The organism is Kitasatospora sp. NBC_01300 (genome assembly GCF_041435235.1).
In the GTDB taxonomy this organism is placed as follows: domain Bacteria; phylum Actinomycetota; class Actinomycetes; order Streptomycetales; family Streptomycetaceae; genus Kitasatospora.
Genome location: NZ_CP108408.1, coordinates 3,829,694 through 3,850,126 on the forward strand (window position 1 = coordinate 3,829,694; position 20,433 = coordinate 3,850,126).

18 protein-coding genes are annotated in these 20,433 nt (G+C 70.7%); 1 reads left to right on the forward strand and 17 read right to left on the reverse strand.

Annotation, left to right across the window (positions count from 1 at the left end):
* Positions 1-131 precede the first annotated feature (131 nt).
* From cydD to OG556_RS17125, 10 genes are all read right to left on the reverse strand, one after another.
* Positions 132-3,635 carry a thiol reductant ABC exporter subunit CydD gene (gene cydD / locus OG556_RS17080; RefSeq protein WP_371517797.1) on the reverse strand — a complete coding sequence of 1,168 codons (3,504 nt, stop codon included), beginning with the start codon at positions 3,633-3,635 and terminating at the stop codon, positions 132-134.
* 4 nt (positions 3,636-3,639) lie between these two features.
* Positions 3,640-4,665 (reverse strand): cytochrome d ubiquinol oxidase subunit II, encoded by a 1,026-nt coding sequence (cydB, locus tag OG556_RS17085; RefSeq protein WP_371517798.1) that lies wholly within the window; start codon positions 4,663-4,665, stop codon positions 3,640-3,642.
* Positions 4,666-4,684: 19 nt separating this feature from the next.
* Positions 4,685-6,229 (reverse strand): cytochrome ubiquinol oxidase subunit I, encoded by a 1,545-nt coding sequence (locus OG556_RS17090; protein WP_371517799.1) that lies wholly within the window; start codon positions 6,227-6,229, stop codon positions 4,685-4,687.
* Positions 6,230-6,657: 428 nt separating this feature from the next.
* A complete protein-coding gene (locus OG556_RS17095; protein WP_371517800.1) occupies positions 6,658-8,046 on the reverse strand; it encodes an oxygenase MpaB family protein in 1,389 nt (462 codons plus the stop codon).
* Positions 8,039-8,617 (reverse strand): Uma2 family endonuclease, encoded by a 579-nt coding sequence (locus tag OG556_RS17100; RefSeq protein ID WP_371517801.1) that lies wholly within the window; start codon positions 8,615-8,617, stop codon positions 8,039-8,041. Before OG556_RS17100 ends, OG556_RS17095 begins: the two co-directional genes overlap by 8 nt.
* A 206-nt stretch (positions 8,618-8,823) precedes the next feature.
* On the reverse strand, positions 8,824-9,846 hold the full coding sequence (locus tag OG556_RS17105) for an LAETG motif-containing sortase-dependent surface protein (protein WP_371517802.1): 1,023 nt from the start codon (positions 9,844-9,846) through the stop codon (positions 8,824-8,826).
* A 287-nt stretch (positions 9,847-10,133) separates the two neighbouring features.
* Positions 10,134-11,099 (reverse strand): LAETG motif-containing sortase-dependent surface protein, encoded by a 966-nt coding sequence (locus OG556_RS17110; protein WP_371517803.1) that lies wholly within the window; start codon positions 11,097-11,099, stop codon positions 10,134-10,136.
* A gap of 174 nt (positions 11,100-11,273) precedes the next feature.
* Positions 11,274-12,884, reverse strand: coding sequence for a sensor histidine kinase (locus OG556_RS17115; RefSeq protein WP_371517804.1), 1,611 nt, complete (start codon positions 12,882-12,884; stop codon positions 11,274-11,276).
* Between the two features lie 12 nt (positions 12,885-12,896).
* Complete coding sequence (locus tag OG556_RS17120; RefSeq protein WP_350876882.1) at positions 12,897-13,685, reverse strand: response regulator transcription factor; 789 nt, start codon at positions 13,683-13,685, stop codon at positions 12,897-12,899.
* A gap of 298 nt (positions 13,686-13,983) precedes the next feature.
* Positions 13,984-14,457, reverse strand: a complete 474-nt coding sequence (locus tag OG556_RS17125; RefSeq protein WP_371517805.1) for a carboxymuconolactone decarboxylase family protein — start codon at positions 14,455-14,457, stop codon at positions 13,984-13,986.
* A 328-nt stretch (positions 14,458-14,785) separates the two neighbouring features.
* On the opposite strand from OG556_RS17125, the gene OG556_RS17130 reads away from it, so the two are divergent.
* Entirely contained in the window at positions 14,786-15,466 is a 681-nt protein-coding gene (locus OG556_RS17130) for a sigma factor-like helix-turn-helix DNA-binding protein (RefSeq protein ID WP_371517806.1), read from the forward strand.
* Between the two features lie 6 nt (positions 15,467-15,472).
* On the opposite strand, the gene OG556_RS17135 is transcribed toward OG556_RS17130, so the two are convergent.
* From OG556_RS17135 to OG556_RS17165, 7 genes are all read right to left on the reverse strand, one after another.
* Positions 15,473-16,606 carry a methyltransferase domain-containing protein gene (locus OG556_RS17135; RefSeq protein WP_371517807.1) on the reverse strand — a complete coding sequence of 378 codons (1,134 nt, stop codon included), beginning with the start codon at positions 16,604-16,606 and terminating at the stop codon, positions 15,473-15,475.
* Positions 16,587-17,576 carry an ATP-grasp ribosomal peptide maturase gene (gene tgmB, locus OG556_RS17140; RefSeq protein WP_371517808.1) on the reverse strand — a complete coding sequence of 330 codons (990 nt, stop codon included), beginning with the start codon at positions 17,574-17,576 and terminating at the stop codon, positions 16,587-16,589. The genes OG556_RS17135 and tgmB overlap by 20 nt, the downstream gene beginning before the upstream one ends.
* Before the next feature lies 1 nt (position 17,577).
* On the reverse strand, positions 17,578-17,916 hold the full coding sequence (locus tag OG556_RS17145) for a hypothetical protein (RefSeq protein ID WP_371517809.1): 339 nt from the start codon (positions 17,914-17,916) through the stop codon (positions 17,578-17,580).
* Between the two features lie 140 nt (positions 17,917-18,056).
* Positions 18,057-18,911, reverse strand: coding sequence for a helix-turn-helix domain-containing protein (locus OG556_RS17150; RefSeq protein ID WP_371517810.1), 855 nt, complete (start codon positions 18,909-18,911; stop codon positions 18,057-18,059).
* On the reverse strand, positions 18,908-19,420 hold the full coding sequence (locus OG556_RS17155; protein ID WP_371517811.1) for a DUF6879 family protein: 513 nt from the start codon (positions 19,418-19,420) through the stop codon (positions 18,908-18,910). The genes OG556_RS17150 and OG556_RS17155 overlap by 4 nt, the downstream gene beginning before the upstream one ends.
* A complete protein-coding gene (locus tag OG556_RS17160; RefSeq protein ID WP_371517812.1) occupies positions 19,404-19,595 on the reverse strand; it encodes a hypothetical protein in 192 nt (63 codons plus the stop codon). The genes OG556_RS17155 and OG556_RS17160 overlap by 17 nt, the downstream gene beginning before the upstream one ends.
* A 134-nt stretch (positions 19,596-19,729) precedes the next feature.
* Positions 19,730-20,257, reverse strand: coding sequence for a DUF6879 family protein (locus OG556_RS17165; protein WP_371517813.1), 528 nt, complete (start codon positions 20,255-20,257; stop codon positions 19,730-19,732).
* Positions 20,258-20,433: the final 176 nt, after the last annotated feature.

Consider the following 20,433-nt stretch of genomic DNA (forward strand, 5'->3'; position numbering starts at 1 on the left):
CCTAGTTTGTACGCTTTTCATCCGAAGGATGGGCGCGACTCGGAAAACGCGCCCTGACCGGGCCCGACGAGCGGCCCCGACCGATCCGAACGAGCGGCCCGACCAGGCCGAACGGGCGGCCCCGACCGGGTCTAACAGGTGGCCCCGACCGGCTCCAGCAGCCCGTCCGCCTCCCGCTCCCGCCGCCACATGGCGTGCAGCCGCCCGTCCCGGTCCGCGACCAGCTCCGACCAACGGCCGCGCTCGGCGACCCGGCCGCCGTCCAGCACCAGCACCTCGTCGACGGTGGTGTCGTCCAGGCCGGCCAGCCGGTGGGTGATCAGCACGGTGGTGCGGCCCTCGGTGGCGGCCAGCAGGTCGGTGGTGAGCGCGTCGGCGGTGGGCAGGTCGAGGTGTTCGGCGGGCTCGTCCAGGACGAGCACCGGGAAGTCGGCGAGCAGGGCCCGGGCCAGTGCGAGCCGCTGCCGCTGGCCGCCGGAGAGCCGGGCGCCGTGCTCGCCGACCATGGTGTCCAGTCCGTCGGGCAGGGTCAGCGTCCAGTCCAGCAGCCGGGCGGCGGCGAGCGCGGCGCGCAGGTCGTCCTCGGTGGCGTCCGGCCGGGCCAGCCGCAGGTTCTCCCGCAGCGAGCTGTCGAAGACGTGGGCGTCCTGGGCGCACAGTCCGATCACCCGGCGGACGTCCTCGCCCGCGAGCGAGCGGCTGTCCACAGCCTGTGGACGGCCGTCGGCGAAGGTGACGCCGCCCGCGCTCGGCTCCAGGAACCGCAGCAGCGCCTGGGCCAGCGTGGTCTTGCCGGAGCCGGACGGGCCGACCACGGCGATCCGGCGGCCGGCCGCGAGGTCGAGGTCGACGCCGGTGAGCGCGTCCACGGCCTGCCCGGGGTGCCGGACGGTCAGTCCGCGCACGGCGACCGGCAGCGGCTGTTCGGGCAGCGCGGCGGGCGCGGCCGGCTCCTGGACGGCGGCCTCGGCCTCCAGCACCTCGTCCAGCCGGGCCCGCGCGGCCCGGCTGCGCTGGCGCGCCTGGACGGCCAGCGGCATCCCGGTGACGGCCTCGAACGCGGCCAGCGGAGTGAGCACGACCACGGCCAGGCAGACCGGCGCCAGCGCGCCGCCGTGCACTCCCTGGACGCCGACGGCCGCCGCGGCGGCCACGGTCAGCCCGGTGAGCAGCGCGATCAGCCCGGTGCCGAGTGCGGTGGTGGCCGCCGAGCGGGCGGCCAGCCGGGTGAGCGCGGCGTCGGCGCCGTGGACGGCGGCGAGCCGGCCGGGCAGCGCGCCGGCCACGGTGAGTTCGGCGGTGCCGGTGAAGGCGTCGACGACGGTGGTGGCGAGCCGCCCGCGCTCGGGGGCCTGCCGCCGTTCGGCACCGGCCGACCAGCGGGCGGCCAGGGCGGGCACCACCGCGCCCGCGAGCAGCAGCCCGACCCCGAGCACGACCCCGGCGGCGGGCAGGAAGGCGCCCATCGCCGCCGCCGCGGCCAGCGAGACCACGCCCGCCACGGCGGCCGGCAGCCGCCAGCGCAGGTGGTGGTCCTGGATCGCGTCGACGTCGGAGACCAGCCGGGAGAGCAGGTCGCCGCGCCGGAAGGCGGGCAGTCCGGCCGGGGCGAGCGCGGTGAGTCGCCGGTAGACGGCGGCCCGCAGGGTGCCGAGGGTGCGCAGCACGGCGTCGTGCGAGACCAGCCGTTCGGCGTAGCGGAAGACGCTGCGGCCGATGCCGAAGGCCCGTACCGAGGTGACGGCCATCATCAGGTAGAGCACCGGCGGCATCTCGGAGGCCCGGGAGATCAGGTAGCCGGAGGTGGCCATCAGCGCGACGGCGCAGCCGAGGGCGAGCGCGCCGAGCAGGACGGACAGCGCCAGCCTCGGGGTGGCGGCGGCGGTCTCGGGCTCGTCCTCCGTCGTGGCGGGGGCGGGCGTCGGCCGCCCGCTGTGCGCGGGCCGCTCGATCGCGGCGGAGGACGCGGCCGCGGCCGGGGCGGGCGCCCCCGCCAGCCGGACCCGGTGGTCGGCGACGGCCAGCAGCGCCGGCCGGTGGGCGACGATCAGCACGGTGCGCGCCGGGTCCTCGGCGAGCGTCCGGACGGCGTCCACGACGGCGGCCTCGGAGGCGCCGTCCAGGTTGGCGGTCGGCTCGTCGAGGAGGACCAGCGGCCGGTCGTCGGCGAGCAGGACGCGGGCGAGCGCGAGCCGCTGGCGCTGTCCGGCGGAGAGCCCGGCACCGTCCTCGCCGAGCGGGGTGTCCAGCCTGGTCACGAAGTCGAGCGCGTGCGCGGCCCGCAGCGCCGTCCACAGCTGCTCGTCGGTGGCGTCCGGGCGGTAGAGCCGCAGGTTGTCGGCGACCGTCCCGGCGAACAGGTGCGGGTGCTGCGGCACCCAGGCGATCTGCCGCCGCCAGCTCGCCGGTTCCAGCGCGGCCAGGTCGTGGGTCCGCCCGTCGGCGGCGGTGATCCGGACGGTGCCGGCGTCCGGGGCGACGAGGCCGAGCAGCACGGCGAGCAGGGTGGACTTGCCGGCCCCGCTCGGGCCGGTGAGGGCGGTGGTGGTGCCCGGGCGCAGGGTCAGCGCGGCGCCGTCCAGCGCGGGCTCGGTCCGGCCGGGGTGGCGCACGACCAGGTCGGCGACGGTGACGGCGGCCCCGGTGAGGGCGGGTGCGGGCACCGTGCCGGCGGCGGGCAGCGGGGTCTCCAGCACCTGGAAGATCTCGTCGGCGGCGGTCAGGCCCTCCACGCTGGAGTGGTAGAGCGCGCCGACCTGGCGGATCGGGAAGTACACCTCGGGGGCGAGGATCAGGATCAGCAGCCCGGTCTCCAGGTCGAGCGTGCCGTCCACCAGCCGGAAGCCGACGGTGACCGCGACCAGTGCGACCGACAGGGTGGAGAGCAGTTCCAGCGCGAAGGAGGAGATGAAGGCGATCCGCAGGGTGCGCAGGGTGGCGCGGCGGTAGTCGGCGGTGATCCGGGCGATGGTGGCGGCCTGGGCGCGGGCCCGGTTGAACACCTTGAGGGTGGGCAGCCCGGCCACCACGTCGAGGAAGTGGTGCGAGAGCCGGGCCAGGGTGCCCCACTGCCGGTCCATCCGGCTCTGGGTGGCCATCCCGATCAGCACCATGAACAGCGGGATCAGCGGGAGCGTGCCGGCGATGATCGCGGCCGAGGTGAAGTCGGCGCCGACGATCCGCAGCAGCACGATCACCGGGACGACGACGGCGAGCGCCAACTGCGGCAGGTAGCGGGCGAAGTAGTCGTCCAGCGCGTCGATGCCGCGGGTGGCGAGGGTGGTGAGTTCGCCGGTGCGCCGGCCCGCCAGGTAGGCCGGGCCGAGCGCGGTGGCGTGGTCGAGCAGCCGGCGCCGCAGGGTGGACTTCACCCGGGCGACGGACCGGTGCGCGGTGAGTTCGGTGAGCCAGCCGACCAGCCCGCGCCCGACGGCCGTCAGGGCGAGCAGCAGCAGCGGCGTGGTCAGTTCGCCGAGGGTCGCCTGGCGCTGGAAGGCGCGGACGACGATCTCGGCGATCAGGCTCGCCTGGGCGACCACCAGGGCCGCGCCCGCCCCGCCGAGGAGCACGGATCCGGCGAGGAAGGCACGGGTGGTGCGGGCGTACCCGAGGAGTCGGGGGTCGACCGGCTTCACGGCGTCAGGCCTGGTCGAGCGGGGCGGCCGGGCCGTGCCCGGGGATGTGCTGGACGCCGATGCGCTTGCGGAACACCCAGTACGTCCAGCCCTGGTAGAGCAGCACGAGCGGGGTGAACACCGCGGCCACGATGGTCATCAGCTTCAGCGTGTACGGCGAGGAGGCCGCGTTGCTGACGGTCAGGCTCCAGCCGTCGTTGAGGGTGGAGGGCATGACGTTCGGGAAGAGCGCCAGGAAGAGCATCGCGACGGCGGCCACGATGGTCGCCCCGGAGAGGATGAACGCCCAGCCCTCGCGGCCGAGTTGGTTGGCCACCAGAGCGGCGACCAGGGCCAGCGCGGCGATGACCAGGGCGGCCAGGCTGCGGCCGTTGCCGTTGTCGGCCTGCGTCCAGAGCAGGAAGACCAGCGCCAGCACGGCCGCCACCGCGCCCACCCGCAGGGCGGTGGCCCGGGCCCGGTCGCGGATCTCGCCGACCGTCTTGAGCGCCGCGAACACCGCGCCGTGGAAGGTGAAGAGGCTGAGCGTCACCAGGCCGCCGAGGAGGGCGTAGGGGTTGAGCAGGTCCCAGAAGGTGCCGACGTAGTTCTTCTGCGCGTCGATGTCGACGCCGCGCACGATGTTGGCGAAGGCCACGCCCCACAGGAAGGCCGGGAGCAGCGAGGTCCAGAAGATGGCCTCCTCCCAGTTGCGCTGCCAGCGCGGGTCGTCGCGCTTGGCCCGGTACTCGAAGGCCACGCCGCGCACGATGAGGCAGACCAGGATGATCAGCAGCGGGATGTAGAAGCCGCTGAACAGGGTCGCGTACCAGTCCGGGAAGGCCGCGAAGGTGGCGCCGCCGGCGGTCAGCAGCCAGACCTCGTTGCCGTCCCAGACCGGGCCGATGGTGTTGATCAGGACGCGCCGTTCGGCGGTGTTGCGGGCGAGCGGCTTGGTGAGGATGCCGATCCCGAAGTCGAAGCCCTCCAGGAAGAAGTAGCCGATCCACAGGACCGCGATCAGTACGAACCAGACGTCGTGGAGTTGCATGTCAGATCCCCTGTGGTCCTCAGTAGGCGAAGGCGAGAGGCTTGTCGGCGTCGTCGTCCGAGGACGGTCCGCGCAGGGTCGGGTCCTTGGCGGGGGGCTGCTCGGTCACCACCGGGCCGGCCTTGGCGTACTTCACCAGCAGCCGGACCTCGACGACGGCGAGGATCGCGTACAGCAGGGTGAAGGTGGTGAGGGCGCCGATCTGGGTGCCGACGCTCACGTTGGGGGAGACCGCGTTCGCCGTGGTCATCAGGCCGAAGACGGCCCACGGCTGGCGGCCCATCTCGGTGAAGATCCAGCCGAAGCTGTTGGCGATCAGCGGGAAGCCCATGGTCAGGATGCCGATCCGCCAGCTCCACTTGGTGAGGAACGGACCCATCTCCCGCCCGGGGGTGAGCATCAGCCGGGGCACCTCGGTGTCGCCGGTGCGGAACTCGGGGCGCAGGAACTTCTTGCGCCGGGTGGTCCAGAGCCCGATCAGGCCGGCCACGAAGGAGGTCATCCCGAAACCGATCATGAGGCGGAAGCCCCAGTAGGTGACGAAGATGCTCGGGATGTAGTCCTTGGGGTCGCCGCCGTACTTGGCGGCCTCGGCGGCCGCGGTGTCGTTGATGCCGGGGACGGAGGAGTTGAAGTCGCTGTGGGCGAGGAAGGAGAGTATCCCGGGGATCTCCAGCTCGACCGAGTTGTGGCCCTTGCTGACGTCGCCGACCGCGAAGATCGAGAACGGCGCGGGCGACTGGGTGTCCCACAGGGCCTCGGCGGCGGCCATCTTCATCGGCTGCTGCTCGAACATGACCTTGGCGAGCGAGTCGCCGCTGAGCGCGGTGCCGGCGCCGAAGACCACGGCGAGGACCAGGCCGAGCCGCAGCGAAGTGCGCATCACGGCGGTCTTCTTGGGGTCGGCGCTCTCCGGCTTGCGCTTGGCCTTCCAGAGGTGGAAGGAGGCGATGCCGACCATGAAGGCCGCGCCGGTGAGGAAGGCGGCGGTCAGGGTGTGGGCCACCACGGTGAGGGTGGTGTTCTGGAACAGCACCTTGGCGATGTCGGTGAGCTGGGCCTTGCCGGTGGCCGGGTCGATCGAGTAGCCGACCGGGTGCTGCATCCAGGAGTTGGCCGCCAGGATGAAGTAGGCGGAGAGCACGGTGCCCAGGGCGACCATCCACATGCAGGCGCAGTGGATCTTCTTCGGCAGCTTGTCCCAGCCGAAGATCCACAGGCCGATGAAGGTGGACTCGAAGAAGAAGGCGATCAGCGCCTCCATCGCGAGCGGGGCGCCGAAGACGTCGCCGACGAAACGGGAGTAGTCGGACCAGTTCATGCCGAACTGGAATTCCTGGACGATGCCGGTGACCACGCCCATCGCGATGTTGATCAGGAAAAGCTTCCCCCAGAACTTGGTGGCGTGGAAGTACTTCTCCTTGTTCGTCCTCACCCAGGCGGTCTCCAGCCCGGCCACGATGGCGGCGAGGCTGATGGTGAGCGGGACGAAGAGGAAGTGGTAAACGGTGGTGATGCCGAATTGCCATCGCGCGATGGTCTCGTGAGCGATTGCCAGCTCCACGTCGCCCTCTCTCCAACCGACCGGCCCTGTTGAAGGGCATGTTTCGGACAAACTTCATCTATAGCTGTAGACCGCTGCACAACCACGCAAGCTTGTCCGCTTGTGAACGTGAACACGTTCACAAGGAGCAGTATCCATCATCCTTACGAAGGAATCGCAGGCGGGGTGGGGTTGACACCTTCGGAACGGTGTGTAGCCGCACGTAGCAGGGAGTGGCCGTGTGCGGCCGTGCGGCGGGGTGCGGTGGTGGATGCAGCGGCGGTGGGGACAGTCTGCGGAGCCGCCCACGGCCCTGACAACGAACGGCCGGGCAGCTGGCGGAGCGATCTTGGCCGATCCGTCGCTTGACACGGCGGCGCCCACGCCGTCGCGGGCGGCGTGGGCGCCTGACGGGACCAGCGACCCCTGGCCCCGTCCCCGTTTCTCCGCTACGCCCGGCCGAGGAGCTGGGTGCCGGGAGTGGAGTCGGCGCGGGCGGTGAAGAACTCGGTGAAGCCGTGCAGGAACTGCTCCACGGTGATCCGACCGTCCCCGTCCACGTCCAACTGGCGGAACCCGTGCGACAGTTCGGCCGGATGGACGCGCGGGCCGCCGAACACCGCCCGGTATTCGTCCGCCTCCAGGAAGCCGCTGCCGTCGGTGTCGGCGGCGGTGAACACGGCCCGCAGCGCGGGCAGCAGCCCCTGCTCCAGATAGGCCGGATCCCGGTCGCAGCCCGCGACGGTCGCCGCCACGAACTCCTCCCGGCTCACCTTTCCGTCGCCGTTCGCGTCCATCGCCGCGCGCAGCTGCTCCCACCAGCCGTCGAAGGCCTGGTACACCCGCGCCTCGGCGGCCTCGTCCAACTCCAGCTGCCAGCACACGTTGTGCGCCATCGCCCGCAGGTCGTGGACGGTGAGGAAGCCGTCGCCGGTCTGGTCCAGCACCTCGCGGAAGAACCGGTCCACCCGGGACCCGCGCGCGTCCCGGCGCCGGCCCTGACGCGGCGGACGCCACCGGGCCGGGGCGCCGCCCTGCTCCGGGGAGCGGTAGCGCAGCCGGTCCGGCAGCCGCGGGACGACCGCGCCGGCGCCCCGGTGCAGCAGCCAGGACAGCAGCGCGGCCCGCCGCGTCCGCACCAGCCCGAACCGCTCCCGCACCGCCGGCGGCAGGTCCGCCACCGTCAGCGCCGTGATCGCCCGCGCCACCACCACCCGCAGCACCCGCCACCCGGCGTCGCCGAGGAACCACAGCCGCCGCGGCCGCGGCGCCCCGCGCAGCATGTCCTCCAGCAGGTAGCGGGCCGCCTCGGTGAGCTCCAGCCGCTCACGCGCCGCCCGGGCGAAGTACGCGGGCAACTCGGCCGCACTGGCGGGAAGTTCGCCCTCGGGCAGCCCGAAGGCCGCCACCGACCCGGTGAACTCCTGGTACGCCGCCTCCAGTTGGCCGGCATCGTACGGATCCCCGCCCAGCCGACGCATCGCGACCACGCACTCGAACAGCGTCAGCAGCACCCACGCCCGGGTCGCCGCGTCCTCGGCGTCGTACGCCCGCCCGTCCGGCGCCGTCCCGCGGATCCGCTTGTGCGCCCGGTCCAGCCGCGCGACCTCCCGCCGCAGCGCCTCCCCGTCCTGGTAGAACAGCCGCCGCCCGCTCCCCAGCGTGTGCTCCACCCGCCGCCACGGATGCGCCTGGTACGTCGAGTGCTCGGCCATCCCGGCCCCCACCACCGGATCCGCCGCCTGCAACACCAGCAGCCGCCACGCGACCAGCACGACCCGCCACTCGGACAGATCCCGCCGGAACGACACCCCGGGACCAGCCACGTGATCAGCCACGGCGTTCACCGGTGATCTCCGGCCCGATCACGAACCCCTTGGCGGGGCCCTCGGGGATCACGGCCTCCTCGCCGTACGGGATCCGGGTCGAGGCGGCGTAGGCACGGCGCTCGGGGTCGGGGCCGGTGAAGATGGTCACGGCACCGCCGTGATCGTAGTCATCGATGATCACGTACACCGGAATGTCTGCGGAAGCGTAGGCGCGCGGCTTGAACTCCTGGTCACGGCGTTCGTAGCAGTCGGGCCACACGACCTCGGCGACAAGGGGAATCCCGGACGCCAACAGCCCCACACCCTCAGGGTGTTCGACCGCCTTCGTGTCGTCCGGTGCCACGGCGAGGTCAGGTTTCATCACCCTCAAACCGGCGGTCACATACCGGCCTTGCGTCGCCGTGTACCCCGTCCCGCGAAGGTGCTTCGTCAGCGCCTTCCTGAGGCCACCTCCCACCGCTGCATGACGGAGGTCACCGATGACCGAGATGGTGATGCTGTCTTCGTCGATCTCCGCGCGCGTGTGCTTCGGGAGGGCCATGGTCTTCCAGGCCTTCCACAACCTCTGATCAGGGTCCATAGCGATCTCCCGGTGCGTGAGTGAGCACCTGGACCGTCGCACACGCCCGAGGGGCCGGTCGGGTGAACTCCCGCCGTTCACCCGATCGGGGCGTTTCGGGGCCGGGAAACGCGAAACCGCAGGGCGGGCCGGGAGGGGGCCTGCCCTGCGGTGCGGGGTGCTGTGGGGTCCGCGCCCTCCTCCCGAGCGGGCGCGAACCGGGTGGATCAAGAGGAGGAGCGGGCCGGCTTGCGGCGGGAGACGTAGAGCGCCGCGGCACCCAGGCTCAGGGCCAGGCCGGAACCCAGCGCCAGGTACGGGGTGGCCGGGGTGGACCCGGTCTCGGCGAGCTCGGTGGTCGAGCCGGTGGTCGCCTTGGTCGTGGCGGTCGTGGCGGCGGTCGTCGACTTGGTCTGGCTGCTCGCCGTGGTCGCCTTGGCCGTCGGCTTGGTGGAGCTGGTCGACGCGGTCGACGCGGTGGTGTCCGCTGCCTGGGCAACGGTGGCCGGCTGCTCGGCCGGCTTGTCGGTGGGCTTGTCGGTGGGCTTGTCGTTCCGCTGCTCGGCCTCCTGCCGGGCGTATTCGACCGCCTTCGCATCGGCGTACGCCTTGTTGGCGGCCTGGTACGCCTTGATCGCCACCGGAACGGCCTCCTCAGCCTCGACGACCTTGGCATTCTCGGCAGCCAGTACGTCATTCAGCTTCTTCTCGGCGACGGTCACGGCCTCCTTGGCCTTGCGGTCGGCGTCGATCGCCTCGTTGGCGGCCTTGCTGGCCGCCTGCATCCGCTCCCGGGCCTTGTCCAGCTCCTCCGGCTTGGCGGATCCGAACGCCAGCGCGGCCGCCTCGGCCTCCTTGTTGGCAGCAGCTGCCACCCCGGCGGTCTTCTCAGCCGCTTCCTTGGCTCGCTGCACCCACATCAGGTACGGCTGCGGGTTTGCCTTGAAGGTCTCGAAGTTGGCCCTCCCGGAGACTGCCCGCATGCGGGCCGCATCAACGGCAGCGGACGCGTCGGCCTGGGCCTTCTCCAAGGCGGCGATCGAGGCGGTGTCGTTCTGGGTCTGCGCCGTCGAAACCGACTCCGCGAAAGCGGGTACCGCGGAGAGCATGGCTGCGGGCGAGATCACGGCAGCGACGAGGGCGGCCGAGAGCAGCGTACGGCGGAGGTTCAACATGACCCCTTTCGGGACGAATGGAAGGCAAAGTCCGTTCACCGAACGGTCCTTGACCGCACGACGAGAGCTGATCATAGGCGTACGGATTCTTCACATTCCATTTCGTTTTCGAGCACAGTAAGGGAATTGATGAATCGACAAACTGGATCCGGTCGCGCCGCTCCTCGGTGAGGCCCGACCTGAACCTTGAGCCCTGCGCTCACCTGGCCGTCCCGCACCCACCCATAACCGATGCCGCCGATCGGGGCGTTTCGGGGCCGGGAAACGCGAAACCGCAGGGCGGGCCGGGAGGGGGCCTGCCCTGCGGTGCGGGGTGCTGTGGGGTCCGCGCCCTCCTCCCGAGCGGGCGCGAACCGGGTGGATCAAGAGGAGGAGCGGGCCGGCTTGCGGCGGGAGACGTAGAGCGCCGCGGCACCCAGGCTCAGGGCCAGGCCGGAACCCAGCGCCAGGTACGGGGTGGCCGGGGTGGACCCGGTCTCGGCGAGTTCGGTGGTCGAGCCGGTGGTCGCCTTGGTCGTGGCGGTCGTGGCGGCGGTCGTCGACTTGGTCTGGCTGCTCGCCGTGGTCGCCTTGGCCGTCGGCTTGGTGGAGCTGGTCGACGCGGTGGTGTCCGAGATCGGGGTGACGGCGGCCGGCTGCTCCGCCGTGGCCGGCGCGGGCTGCTCGACCGGCTTGTCGGCCGGCTTGTCGCTCGGCTTGTCCGCGGGCTTGTCCGTGGGCTTGTCGGCCGGCTTCTCGGCGGCGGCCTTGGCGTCGGCGAGGGCCTTGTCCGCGGTGGCCTTGGCGGCGGCCGCGGTCTTGGTGGCCTCCTGCAGCCCGTGGAGCTTGCGCATCGCGTCGACCTTGGCGTCGTCCAGCGCCGTGCCGGCGGCGGTCACGGCGGCCTTGGCCTTGGTGTCCGCGTCGGTGGCGGCGTTGGCCGCGTCGAACGCCGCCAGCATCCGCACCCTGGCCGCCTCCAGCTCCTCCGGCTTCGCGGAGCGGTACGCGGCCGAGGCCTCCACGGCTTCGTTGTAGGTCTTCTCGTGGGCCGCGGCGGCCGTCTTGGCGGCGGCCTGGGCCTCCTGGAGCTTGCCGAGGTAGGGCTGCGGGTTGTTCATGAAGGCCGTGGCCTCGGTCTGCCCGGCGGCCTCGGCGGCGACGGCGGCCTGGTGGGCCTTGGCCGCCGCGGCGGCGGCCTTCTCCAGCTCCGCGATCGAGCCGGTGTCGTTCCGGGTCTGCGCCGTCGAAGCCGACTCCGCGAAGGCGGGTGCCGCGGAGAACATGGCTGCGGGCGAGATCACGGCGGCGACGAGGGCGGCCGAGACCAGCGTACGGCGGAGTTTCACAATGACCCCTTTCGGGTCGGAAAGAAAGCAAAAGCCGTTTGCCGGGCCGTTCTTGGCGTCCCGACGACGTTGATCATAGGCAAACGGATTCTTTACGCTCCATGCCGCATTCCGGCAACGAAAACGGCCCGCCATTGCCTGGTCAGCAAGCGAATTGACGTGTCGACAATGCCGTCAGGAAGTCCGGTCACCGTTGGTGGGCAGTTCGACCCGGAACGTGGCGCCGGCGCCGGGGGCGGTGTCCAGAGTGAGGGTGCCGCCGTGCGCGTGGGTGAGCGCGGTGGCGATGGCGAGGCCGAGTCCGGCGCCGCCGCCGCCGTGCCGACTGCGGGAGGCGTCGACCCGGTAGAAGCGGTCGAAGACCCGCTGGGCCTGGCCGTCGGTGAGCCCCGGCCCGGCGTCGGCGACCTCCAGCAGGCAGACGCCGCCCGCGCCGCCGACCCCGATCCGCACCGGGGTGCCGGGCGGGGTGTGCTTGACCGCGTTGCCGACCAGATTGGTGACCACCTGCCGCAGCCGGGCCTCGTCGCCGAGGACGGGGGCCGCGCCGGGGGCGCCGGTGCCGGACGGGCCGGTGAGGGAGACGGGCCGGGTCGGGTCGAGGGCGGTGAGGTCGTGCAACGCGTCCGCGGCGAGGGTGCGCAGGTCCATCGGGGCGAGGTCGAGCGGGCGCTCCTCGTCGAGCCGGGCGAGCACCAGCAGGTCCTCGACCAGGGCGCCCATCCGGACGGCCTCGCTCTCGATCCGGGTCATGGTCCGCTTGACGTCCCCGTCGGTGGGCAGCGCGCCCATCCGGTAGAGCTCGGTGAAGCCGCGGATCCCGGCGAGCGGGGTGCGCAGCTCGTGCGAGGCGTCGGCGACGAACCGCCGCATCCGTGCCTCGGATTCGGCGCGGGCGGCGAAGGCGGCCTCGATCTGGGTGAGCATGCCGTTGAGCGCGATCGACAGCCGCCCGACCTCGGTGCCGGGGGAGAGTTCCGGCATCCGGTGGGAGAGTTCGCCGTCGGCGATCCGGGCGGCGCCGGCCTCGATCCGGCGCAGTGGCCGCAGCCCGGCGCGGACGGCGAAGAAGCCGAGCGCGGCGATCAGCAGCAGGACGGCGCCGCCGATCGCGAGGAAGGAGCTGCGCAGCTTGCCGACGGTGGCGTCGATGTCCGCGCGGGAGACGGCCACCATGACGTAGGTCGCGGTGACGGCGGGCGAGGCGTAGTCGCTGGGGCTGGCGGCGGCCGGGGCCCGGGGGGTCTGGATCGGCAGCACGAGCACCCGCCAGTTGTAGTGGCCGCGCTGGTCGGGCAGGTCGAAGGGGACGTCGGGTTCGGTGCGGGTCGGGTCGAGGCCGGCGAGTTGGGGCGCCGGGTCGCTGTCGGAGACGGGCTGGCGCATGACGGCCTGCACCTTGCCGTCCGAGGAGAGGTACTGGACCAGGTACTGGCTGGGCAGGGTGCTGCGTTTGCCGGTGACGGCGGGGCGCCCGGCCTCCGGGGTGCCGACCCGGACCGGGCCCTTGTGGGACAGCGGCAGCCCGTACCGCTGGAGCTGCTCGTCGAGTTGATCGACCAGCTGCACCCGGACGGTGCCGAGCACGACGGCGTCGCTGACCGCCAGCCCGGTGGTGACCAGCACCAGCGCGAGCACCAGCAGCCGGGCGCGCAGGGACAGCCGGGACAGCCCGGACAGCCTCGACAACCGGGAGAACAGCCGGGAGAGCTGCCGCCGGGGCAGGGGCAGCCGGGAGAGCCGCCGCCGGAACACCGACAGCCGGGTGGAGAGCCGGGCGGACACGGAGCGGACCGGTCAGCCCTGCGGGGGGCGGCGCAGCGCGTAGCCGATGCCGCGCACGGTGTGGATCAGCTTGGGGCCGTGGGCCGGGCCGGAGTCGAGCTTGCGGCGCAGGTAGGAGATGTACGACTCGACGATGGAGAGGTCGCCGCCGAAGTCGTAGGCCCAGACGTGGTCGAGGATCTGCGCCTTGGAGACCACCCGGCCGACGTTGGCCATCAGGTAGTGGAGCAGCTTGAACTCGGTCGGGGAGAGCGCGACGGGGGTGCCGGCCCGGGTGACCTCGTGGGCGATCGGGTCGAGGCTGAGGTCGGCGACGATGAGCCGGCCGTCCTCGGCGGGCCCGCCGGAGCGGCGCAGGATGGCGCGGATCCGGGCGATCAGCTCCTCCAGGCTGAACGGCTTGGTGACGTAGTCGTCGGCGCCCGCGGCGAGGCCCTGGACCTTGTCGCCGACGCCGTCCTTGGCGGTGAGGAAGAGCACCGGGAGGTGGTCGCCGGGGTGGCCGTGCACGGGCCCGGCGATCTGGCCGCGGTTGGTCCGCTCGCGCAGCTTCTCGACGACGGTGAAGCCGTCGAGGTCCGGGAGCATCACGTCGAGGACGACGAGGTCGGGGCGTTCGACGGCTATCAGGTCGAGGGCCTCGGTGCCGCTGGCGGCGGAGGCGACCCGGAAACCGGAGAAGCGCAGCGAGGCGGCGAGCAGCTCGCGGATGTTGGGTTCGTCGTCGACGACGAGGAGGAAGGCCTCGCCAGGGCCGCCGGCCACCGCGGACCCGCCTGGTGTGGTGACTGTGCCTTGCACGGGGCTTTCGCCTCCTGGTCGGACGATGGCATTCGGCATGAGGCTAGCCCCCGGAGGCTATGCGGCATCGATGAATGTTGGATTAACACCTTATCGGTCGGTTTTTTCAGCACAAGGCCCCCAGCGCAGGCTGGGTGGTATGCGCACGGACGGTAACGCCCCGGAAGCACCGACGGCCGAAAACCCGACGCCTGCGGCCGGGAAGCCGGCGCCCGTGGGCCGGGACCGCGGTCGGGGCCGGGGCCGGGGCCGAGGAGGCCGCTCCCCGGCCGCGGAAGGACTCCGGTCAGGGCTCCGCTCAGGCGTGCTGACCGGGCCGGTAACTACCGGCGGGCATCCGGGCGATCACGTTGCCGCGGTTGAAGGCGTTGATGATCGCGATGAGGGACACCAGGGCCGCGAGCTGCTCCTCGTCGTAGTGCTTCGCGGCGTTCGCCCAGGCCTCGTCCGTGACCCCGCCGGCCGCGTCGGCCAGGCGGGTGCCCTGCTCCGCCAGCTCCAGGGCGGCACGCTCGGCGTCCGTGAACACCGTCGCCTCCCGCCAGGCCGCGACCAGGTTGAGGCGGGTCGCCTCCTCCCCGCCGTGCACGGCGTCCTTGAAGTGCATGTCGACGCAGAAGCCGCAGCCGTTGATCTGGCTGGCGCGCAGCTTCACCAACTCCTGCGTCGCGAACGGCAGAGTCGAGTCCACGATCACCTTGTTGGCCGCGATGAGGTGCTTGAGGAACTTGGACATGGTCTGGCTGGCGAAGGGGTTCAGGCGGGCTTCCATCGTGTCGCTCCCTTGTCGTTGTCCGCTGGTGCCCTCTGAGACAGGGCAGCCCGGCGGGCCGTGACAGGTGCGGATGTGACCTGCGTCACCGTCTCCGGCGGGTCGTTGGGTACCCTGCGGATACCCTGCTCGGCGAACCGGGGGAGGAGTGCCATGGTGGGATCGGCAGTTGCGACGGATGCGGCCGGCTACCGGCCGCTGCTGTTCTCCATCGCCTACGGGATGACGGGCTCCGTCGGCGACGCCGAGGACATCGTCCAGGACGCCCTCCTCGGCCTGGCTGGGCATCAACCACCTGACGTCGGCGAGGGTCCGCCGGGAGACGTACGTGGGCGAGTGGCTGCCCGAACCCGTCGTGGCGACCGCCGACCGCCCGGGGCCGGCCGAACACGCCGAACTGGCCGACGCGTTGTCGATGGCGTTCCTCGTCCTGCTGGAAGCACTCTCCCCGACCGAGCGGGCGGTGTTCATGCTCCGCGAGGCCTTCGGGTACGGCTACCCGGAGATCGCCGACGCCGTCGGCAAGTCCGAGGCCAACTGCCGCCAGATCCTCACCCGCGCCCGCAAGCGCCTCGCCCCCTCGGCCCGGGCCGTCGACACCCTGGTACGCAAGGCCGAGGCCGACGAACTCGCCCGCAGGTTCTTCGAAGCCACCGAAGGCGGCGACCTGGAGGCCCTGCTCCGACTCCTCTCCCCCGACGTCGTCTTCCACGGCGACGGCGGCGGCAAGGCCCGCGCCCTCGGCAAGGCCCTCACCGGCCTACGCCGCGTCGCCCAGCTCCTCATAGGCGGCCTCCGCCGCAACCGCAGACTCGGCGTCACGTTGACGCCTGCCACCGTCAACGGCCGCCCGGGCGCTGCCCTTCATGACACCGAGGGCCGCATCGCCGGCGTGCTGGAACTCGACATCGCCGACGGCGCCATCCAGGCGGTCCACTCGGTGTCCAACCCCGACAAACTCACCCACCTCGGCCCGGTCTCCGACATCGCCCTGGTGAAGACGAGGTGACCCTCCTCAGAGCTTCCACCGGCTCGAAGACCCGTCCGGGCCCGTGTAGCCCACCGACTGCCCGTCAGGCCCCGTCTCGACGGTGAACCACTCCCGCCGGGGCCGGTTGCGGTCGAGCCAGGTCCGGTACGCGGTCTCGATGGTCTGCCACAGGTCTCGGGGGCCGCTGACGGCGACGGTGGACGAGCCGTCGGGGTGGTCCTGCACGCGGGCGGCCGAGCCGTCGGCAGGGTCGTGCAGGGTGCGGCCGTGCCGGACGATCGTGGGGGCGAGGTGGAGTCCCGCCCAGAAGGAGAACCCGTAGTCGTCCAGGACCCGGGCGCCGACCTCCGTGATCCGCCCGCCGGCTCGCGGCTCGCGAGCCGGCGGGCCGGGCGCGTCGCCGGAACGCAGCGGCATGAAGCCGGCCGGCCTGTGCAGGAAACGCCCCACCGCACGCCCGTCCGGCAATTTGGTCAGCCGGGCCAGGGCGCCTCCGCCCAGGGCACCACCGATCGGGGCGACGATGAGACCGCCCGGCCCGCACTGGTCGAGCCAGGCCTGGGGAATCCTCCGCACGGAGCACGTGGCGATGATCCGGTCGTACGGCGCGCCGCCCGGGCACCCCGCCACCCCGTCCGCCCGCACGACGGTCGGCTCGAACCCGACCTCGCTCAACCGCGCCCGGGCGGTGGTCACCAACTGCTCGGTGCGGTCGACCGTGGTGACGTGGGCCGCGCCGACCAGGTGGCAGAGCAGAGCGGCGTTGTAGCCCGTCCCGGTCCCGATCTCCAGCACCCGATCCCCAGGCCGGACATCCAGCGCGTCGAGCATGTCCGCCATCAGACTCGGCAGCGTGGACGAGGAGGTGGCCGCGCCCTTTCGACCGTCCAGCCCCGCGTCCTCCGCATGCATCCCGTCGACCTCGGTCACCAACACCCGGTCCGTGTACACCTGCCGCAACCACGCGCTGTCCGCCAAGTCCGTTGCACACCAGGCCCGGTAGAGGCCACCCTCCTCCCGGTAGAACACCGGCACGAACGGATGCCGGGGGACATTGAGGAACGCCTCGACCACCCGCGAGGACAGCACCGCACTCCCCCGCTCGATCTCCGAGGCCAAGCCGATCCGCAGGAGTTGCTCATCGAGGACGCTGGTCATGCCCGGTCGATCCTTCCAGGTAGTCACAGATGGCGGCGGTGATGGGCAGGCCAGTCGCCTGCTCGATGAACCCGTACTGTCCATTCGGGTTCACCTCGAGGAACGTCCATTCGCCCGAGGGGGAAACGACGAAGTCGAATGCGCCGTAGGGAAGGGCGAGTCTTTCGAGCATCCGCCGGACCCCGACGGTGATCTCACTCGGCGGCTCGCAGACCCGATACGTCAGACTGTCGTAGTCACTGCGCCAATCAACCTGAGCCGCATCCGAGTTGGCGTGGATTTCAGCGGCGAACAACTGGTCATCGACGACAGTGAGCCGCACCTCGTGGGCCTTGGGCACCCATTCCTGGAACAGGTGCGCTGTGGTGGAAATCGACGGGTGATCGGCGTCGCCTGGTTGCAGCACACTCGCGTACACAGCGACCGAGCAGCCATCGAGCGTCCCGCGGATTGGCGTGAAGGGCTTGTAGACCGCGGGCTTCCCGATGCCGGTCGCGAACTCCCCCGCCGCTTCAGGATCGTTGGTGATCAATGTCCGTGGGACTCGCAGCCCCGATTCAGCCGCCACCCGGAGCTGGAACGGCTTGTACTCGGCGTCAGCAGCACGGCCTGGCGGCGGCAGCCAGCGGCATCGCAACGCGGACAGCAGACCTCCGAACCCGCGCCGTGCCTCTGCGGACGCCACACCGCGAGCCTCGGGGGACATCGACTCCGGAAACTCCGGCGCGGTCGGCCGACGGTAGTAGACCGCTCGTACCGCTGAGAGGTCGAGCGTGCGTCGTTCCGTGGCCAGCGTCCCGTACCAGCCGGCCGCCCCGTCGAGGCTGGCCGACAGGGCCAGCCTCGACGGAAACCACGCCGTGTCCGCCCGGAAGACGGGGGTACCGCGCCGGTTCAGCTCCTCGATCACGAGGTCGGCGGTGGGATCGAACGCCCCCGTGAGCACGAGAACGGCATCGGCGGTCGTCATCTCAGTCGTCGCTGCTTCCGGGATCGTCCGGCGCGTCCATTTGCCCGGTCGGCTCGGTCGGGCCGTACGTCTTCGGCGGCGTGCTGGTCATGTAAACGCCGGGCGGGAGTCCCTCGTAGGTGCAGGTCTGCGTGTCGTCGTCGTAGTTGATGTCAGCCGGGAGGATGCCCCCGGCCCCGGTGACCGGCACCAGGAACTGGAAGGCGAACGGGCTCTCCGGGCCCCGCTTGCCATCCAACTCGGGCAGGGGCACCGCCCCGGCCGCGCCCATCGGCAGCCGGGATTCCGCCCGGCCGAAAGCCGGGACACCCCGCGCCCGGCTCATGACAGTGATGGACATCTGTGCCTCCTTGTTGTTTCGCCGCATCGAATCGCAGATTGCGGACGACCCCGGGTATCGGGCCTGGCAATAACGCTAAGGCTCCAGGAGGCGCCTCGGCCACGTCCAGTCAGGTTCCTGCATAGATTTTCTTCACGAGCTCAATGCGGAGAACGCCGAAAGTCATCCGACCATTGTTCGAGCAGGGCCCTGACGTCGCCTTCGGACGGCGAGGCCGCATGGAAGAAATCAAACAGCCGCCCATAGTGATCGATATCCTTGGGGTCGCGTAGAACAACCCGTCCGGTAAAAAGCTCGATGGTCACCAGCTTCGTCCCGTAGACCGTGAAGGTATGGAACGGCACATCGGCGACCTGGGCAGACAGTGGGATGATCCCGACGTTGACGTTCGGCAGCCGAGAGACGGAGGCAATCCGGTCCAGCTGGACAGCCATGACCGAAGGGGCGCACAGCTTCCATCGGACGGCCGATTCGGTCAGCAGAAAATCGAATCGCTTGCTCTCGTCGTAGAGGATCGCCTGCCGTTCGATCTTCAGGGTGATCGTTTGAGACACATCGCCATCGACGGGGTCGACGGGAGGACTCATGGCCGTGCGCATATATTCGGGGGTCTGAAGCAATCCGGACGGCATCGCCGGAAGAAAGTAACGGATATGGTCAGCCCCATTTTCGAGAGCTGCCAGCTCACGCTGCCGAAGATGCAGTCCGCGGCGAACAGAGGCGCGGACATCCTCGTATTCAGCATTGGCCACGCTGGCCAGGTCGAGCAGTTCCCGAGCCAATCCGTCATCTACGCCCAGCGCATTGATGACCTGCTGGACGTCGGCGACTGACGGCAGGATTTTCCCTGTCTCGATACGAGAGATCTTGCTCTGGCTCATGCTGCAACGCGCGGCCAGTCGTTCACCAGAAAGGCCGGAGGCACGTCGAAGATCCTTGAGCGCCGCTGCAAGGTTTCGACGTTGCTCTCCGGCCCTACCGGGATCGACGGTCAATCTGAGCTGTACTCCGCGAACGGAACCGAGAGGGACAGCGCGAGATCACGCCAGTGTCGGTACTGGTCCAGGTTCGGATCCGCCAGGAGATCCCGGCCGATCTGCGTGCCATCCGACCGGTACCTCATGTCAACCACCTTCGCGCCATCGAACAACCAGAAATCCTGGTCCGGAAGACCGGGATTCTCCCGCTCGGTGAGATCCAGGATCCGAATGTCCTCACCGGCCTCGACGTTGTACGCGTAGGCAGCGAACTCATAGCGCAGGTAGTCGGACAGCGGCCTGGTCAGCACATGCACCCGTCCGATCCGACGGCCGCTCGCGCGGAAGTTCCGCACGCGAGTCAGCCACGGGTCGTCTGCGGGGATGTGGAGCTCTCCCGTAGCCAGGAACTGCTGGAACTCCTCGTCCTCGCCGGGCATGGCGTAGGTACTCCGGGTCTCCAACCGGAACGCCTCGCTCTCGAACGAATCGAAGAACGTGCGCCAGGAGTCACCAGCCAAGAGCACGAAACGCCTCCCTCAGCACGTTCTCCGGGATCTCCACCACTGCTTCGCCCTCAGGTGTCTGCCGCCGCACGGTGTAGCCCTGGACGGCGATGGTGCCTCGGTCCGTCGTGTAGACGGTCGGACAGTCGTCGTTGCGACAGTCCGGGTCACCGCCGGCGATCCGCGTGAGTTCCATTGTTCCCCTCCACGATCTGTGCGGATTGGTGGCTAGAACCCTAGGGAGCCCCGAGGGAGCCGGGCAAGGATCATTCACGTTCCCGCATAGACTCACCCGCTCCGATGGCACTCTCCGTGTGAGGAAGCAGTGGCTCAGTCGCCATGCCTCGCCCACCAGTTCGCGAACGGTTCGGCATGGGCCAGCGCGGTATCGCGCCAGGCCACGAACTCCTCCACGCGCTCGCTTGCGTCGAAGTCGACGCCGAGAAAAGCTCCATGGGCGTCGTAGCTCATGGCCCCGACGACCTGGTTGTCGAACATCCAGAAGTCGGGCACGCCCGGGACCGGGGTCTCCCGGCTGGTGGTGTCGAGGATGAAGAACTCCTCGCCCGCCAGAGCGTTCCGCCGGTAGCCCCAGCCGAGCTCGAACCTGAGGTACGAGGTGAGCGGCCGGGACAGGACATGCACCCGGTACATGCGCCTCCCGGCCTGGACGGCATCGCCGACAGTCTTCACCCACGCCGCGGTGCGGAACGACTCAGGCTGAATTTCACCGGCGAGGAACGCCTGATAGGCCTCCACACCGCCGGACTGGCTGTAGTCATCCAGCGTCTCCAGGCGGAAGGCCTCGACTTCGAACGTGTCCAGCCAGTCGCCGAGTGTCTTGTCCAAGGCTGCCATGGGTCGCCTTTCAAAGAGGCCGATCGGTCAGGGAAAAGCCTGCCGTTGAGGACGACACGACGCTAGGGATCTATTCGAAGCCCTGTCTACGCGGGAGGGCGGTTTTTCCCGTTCTGGACCAAAGCCTTCCGAATAGGACGGCTTGCTGGGCACCTCGGGAGCACTGCAGCACTGTT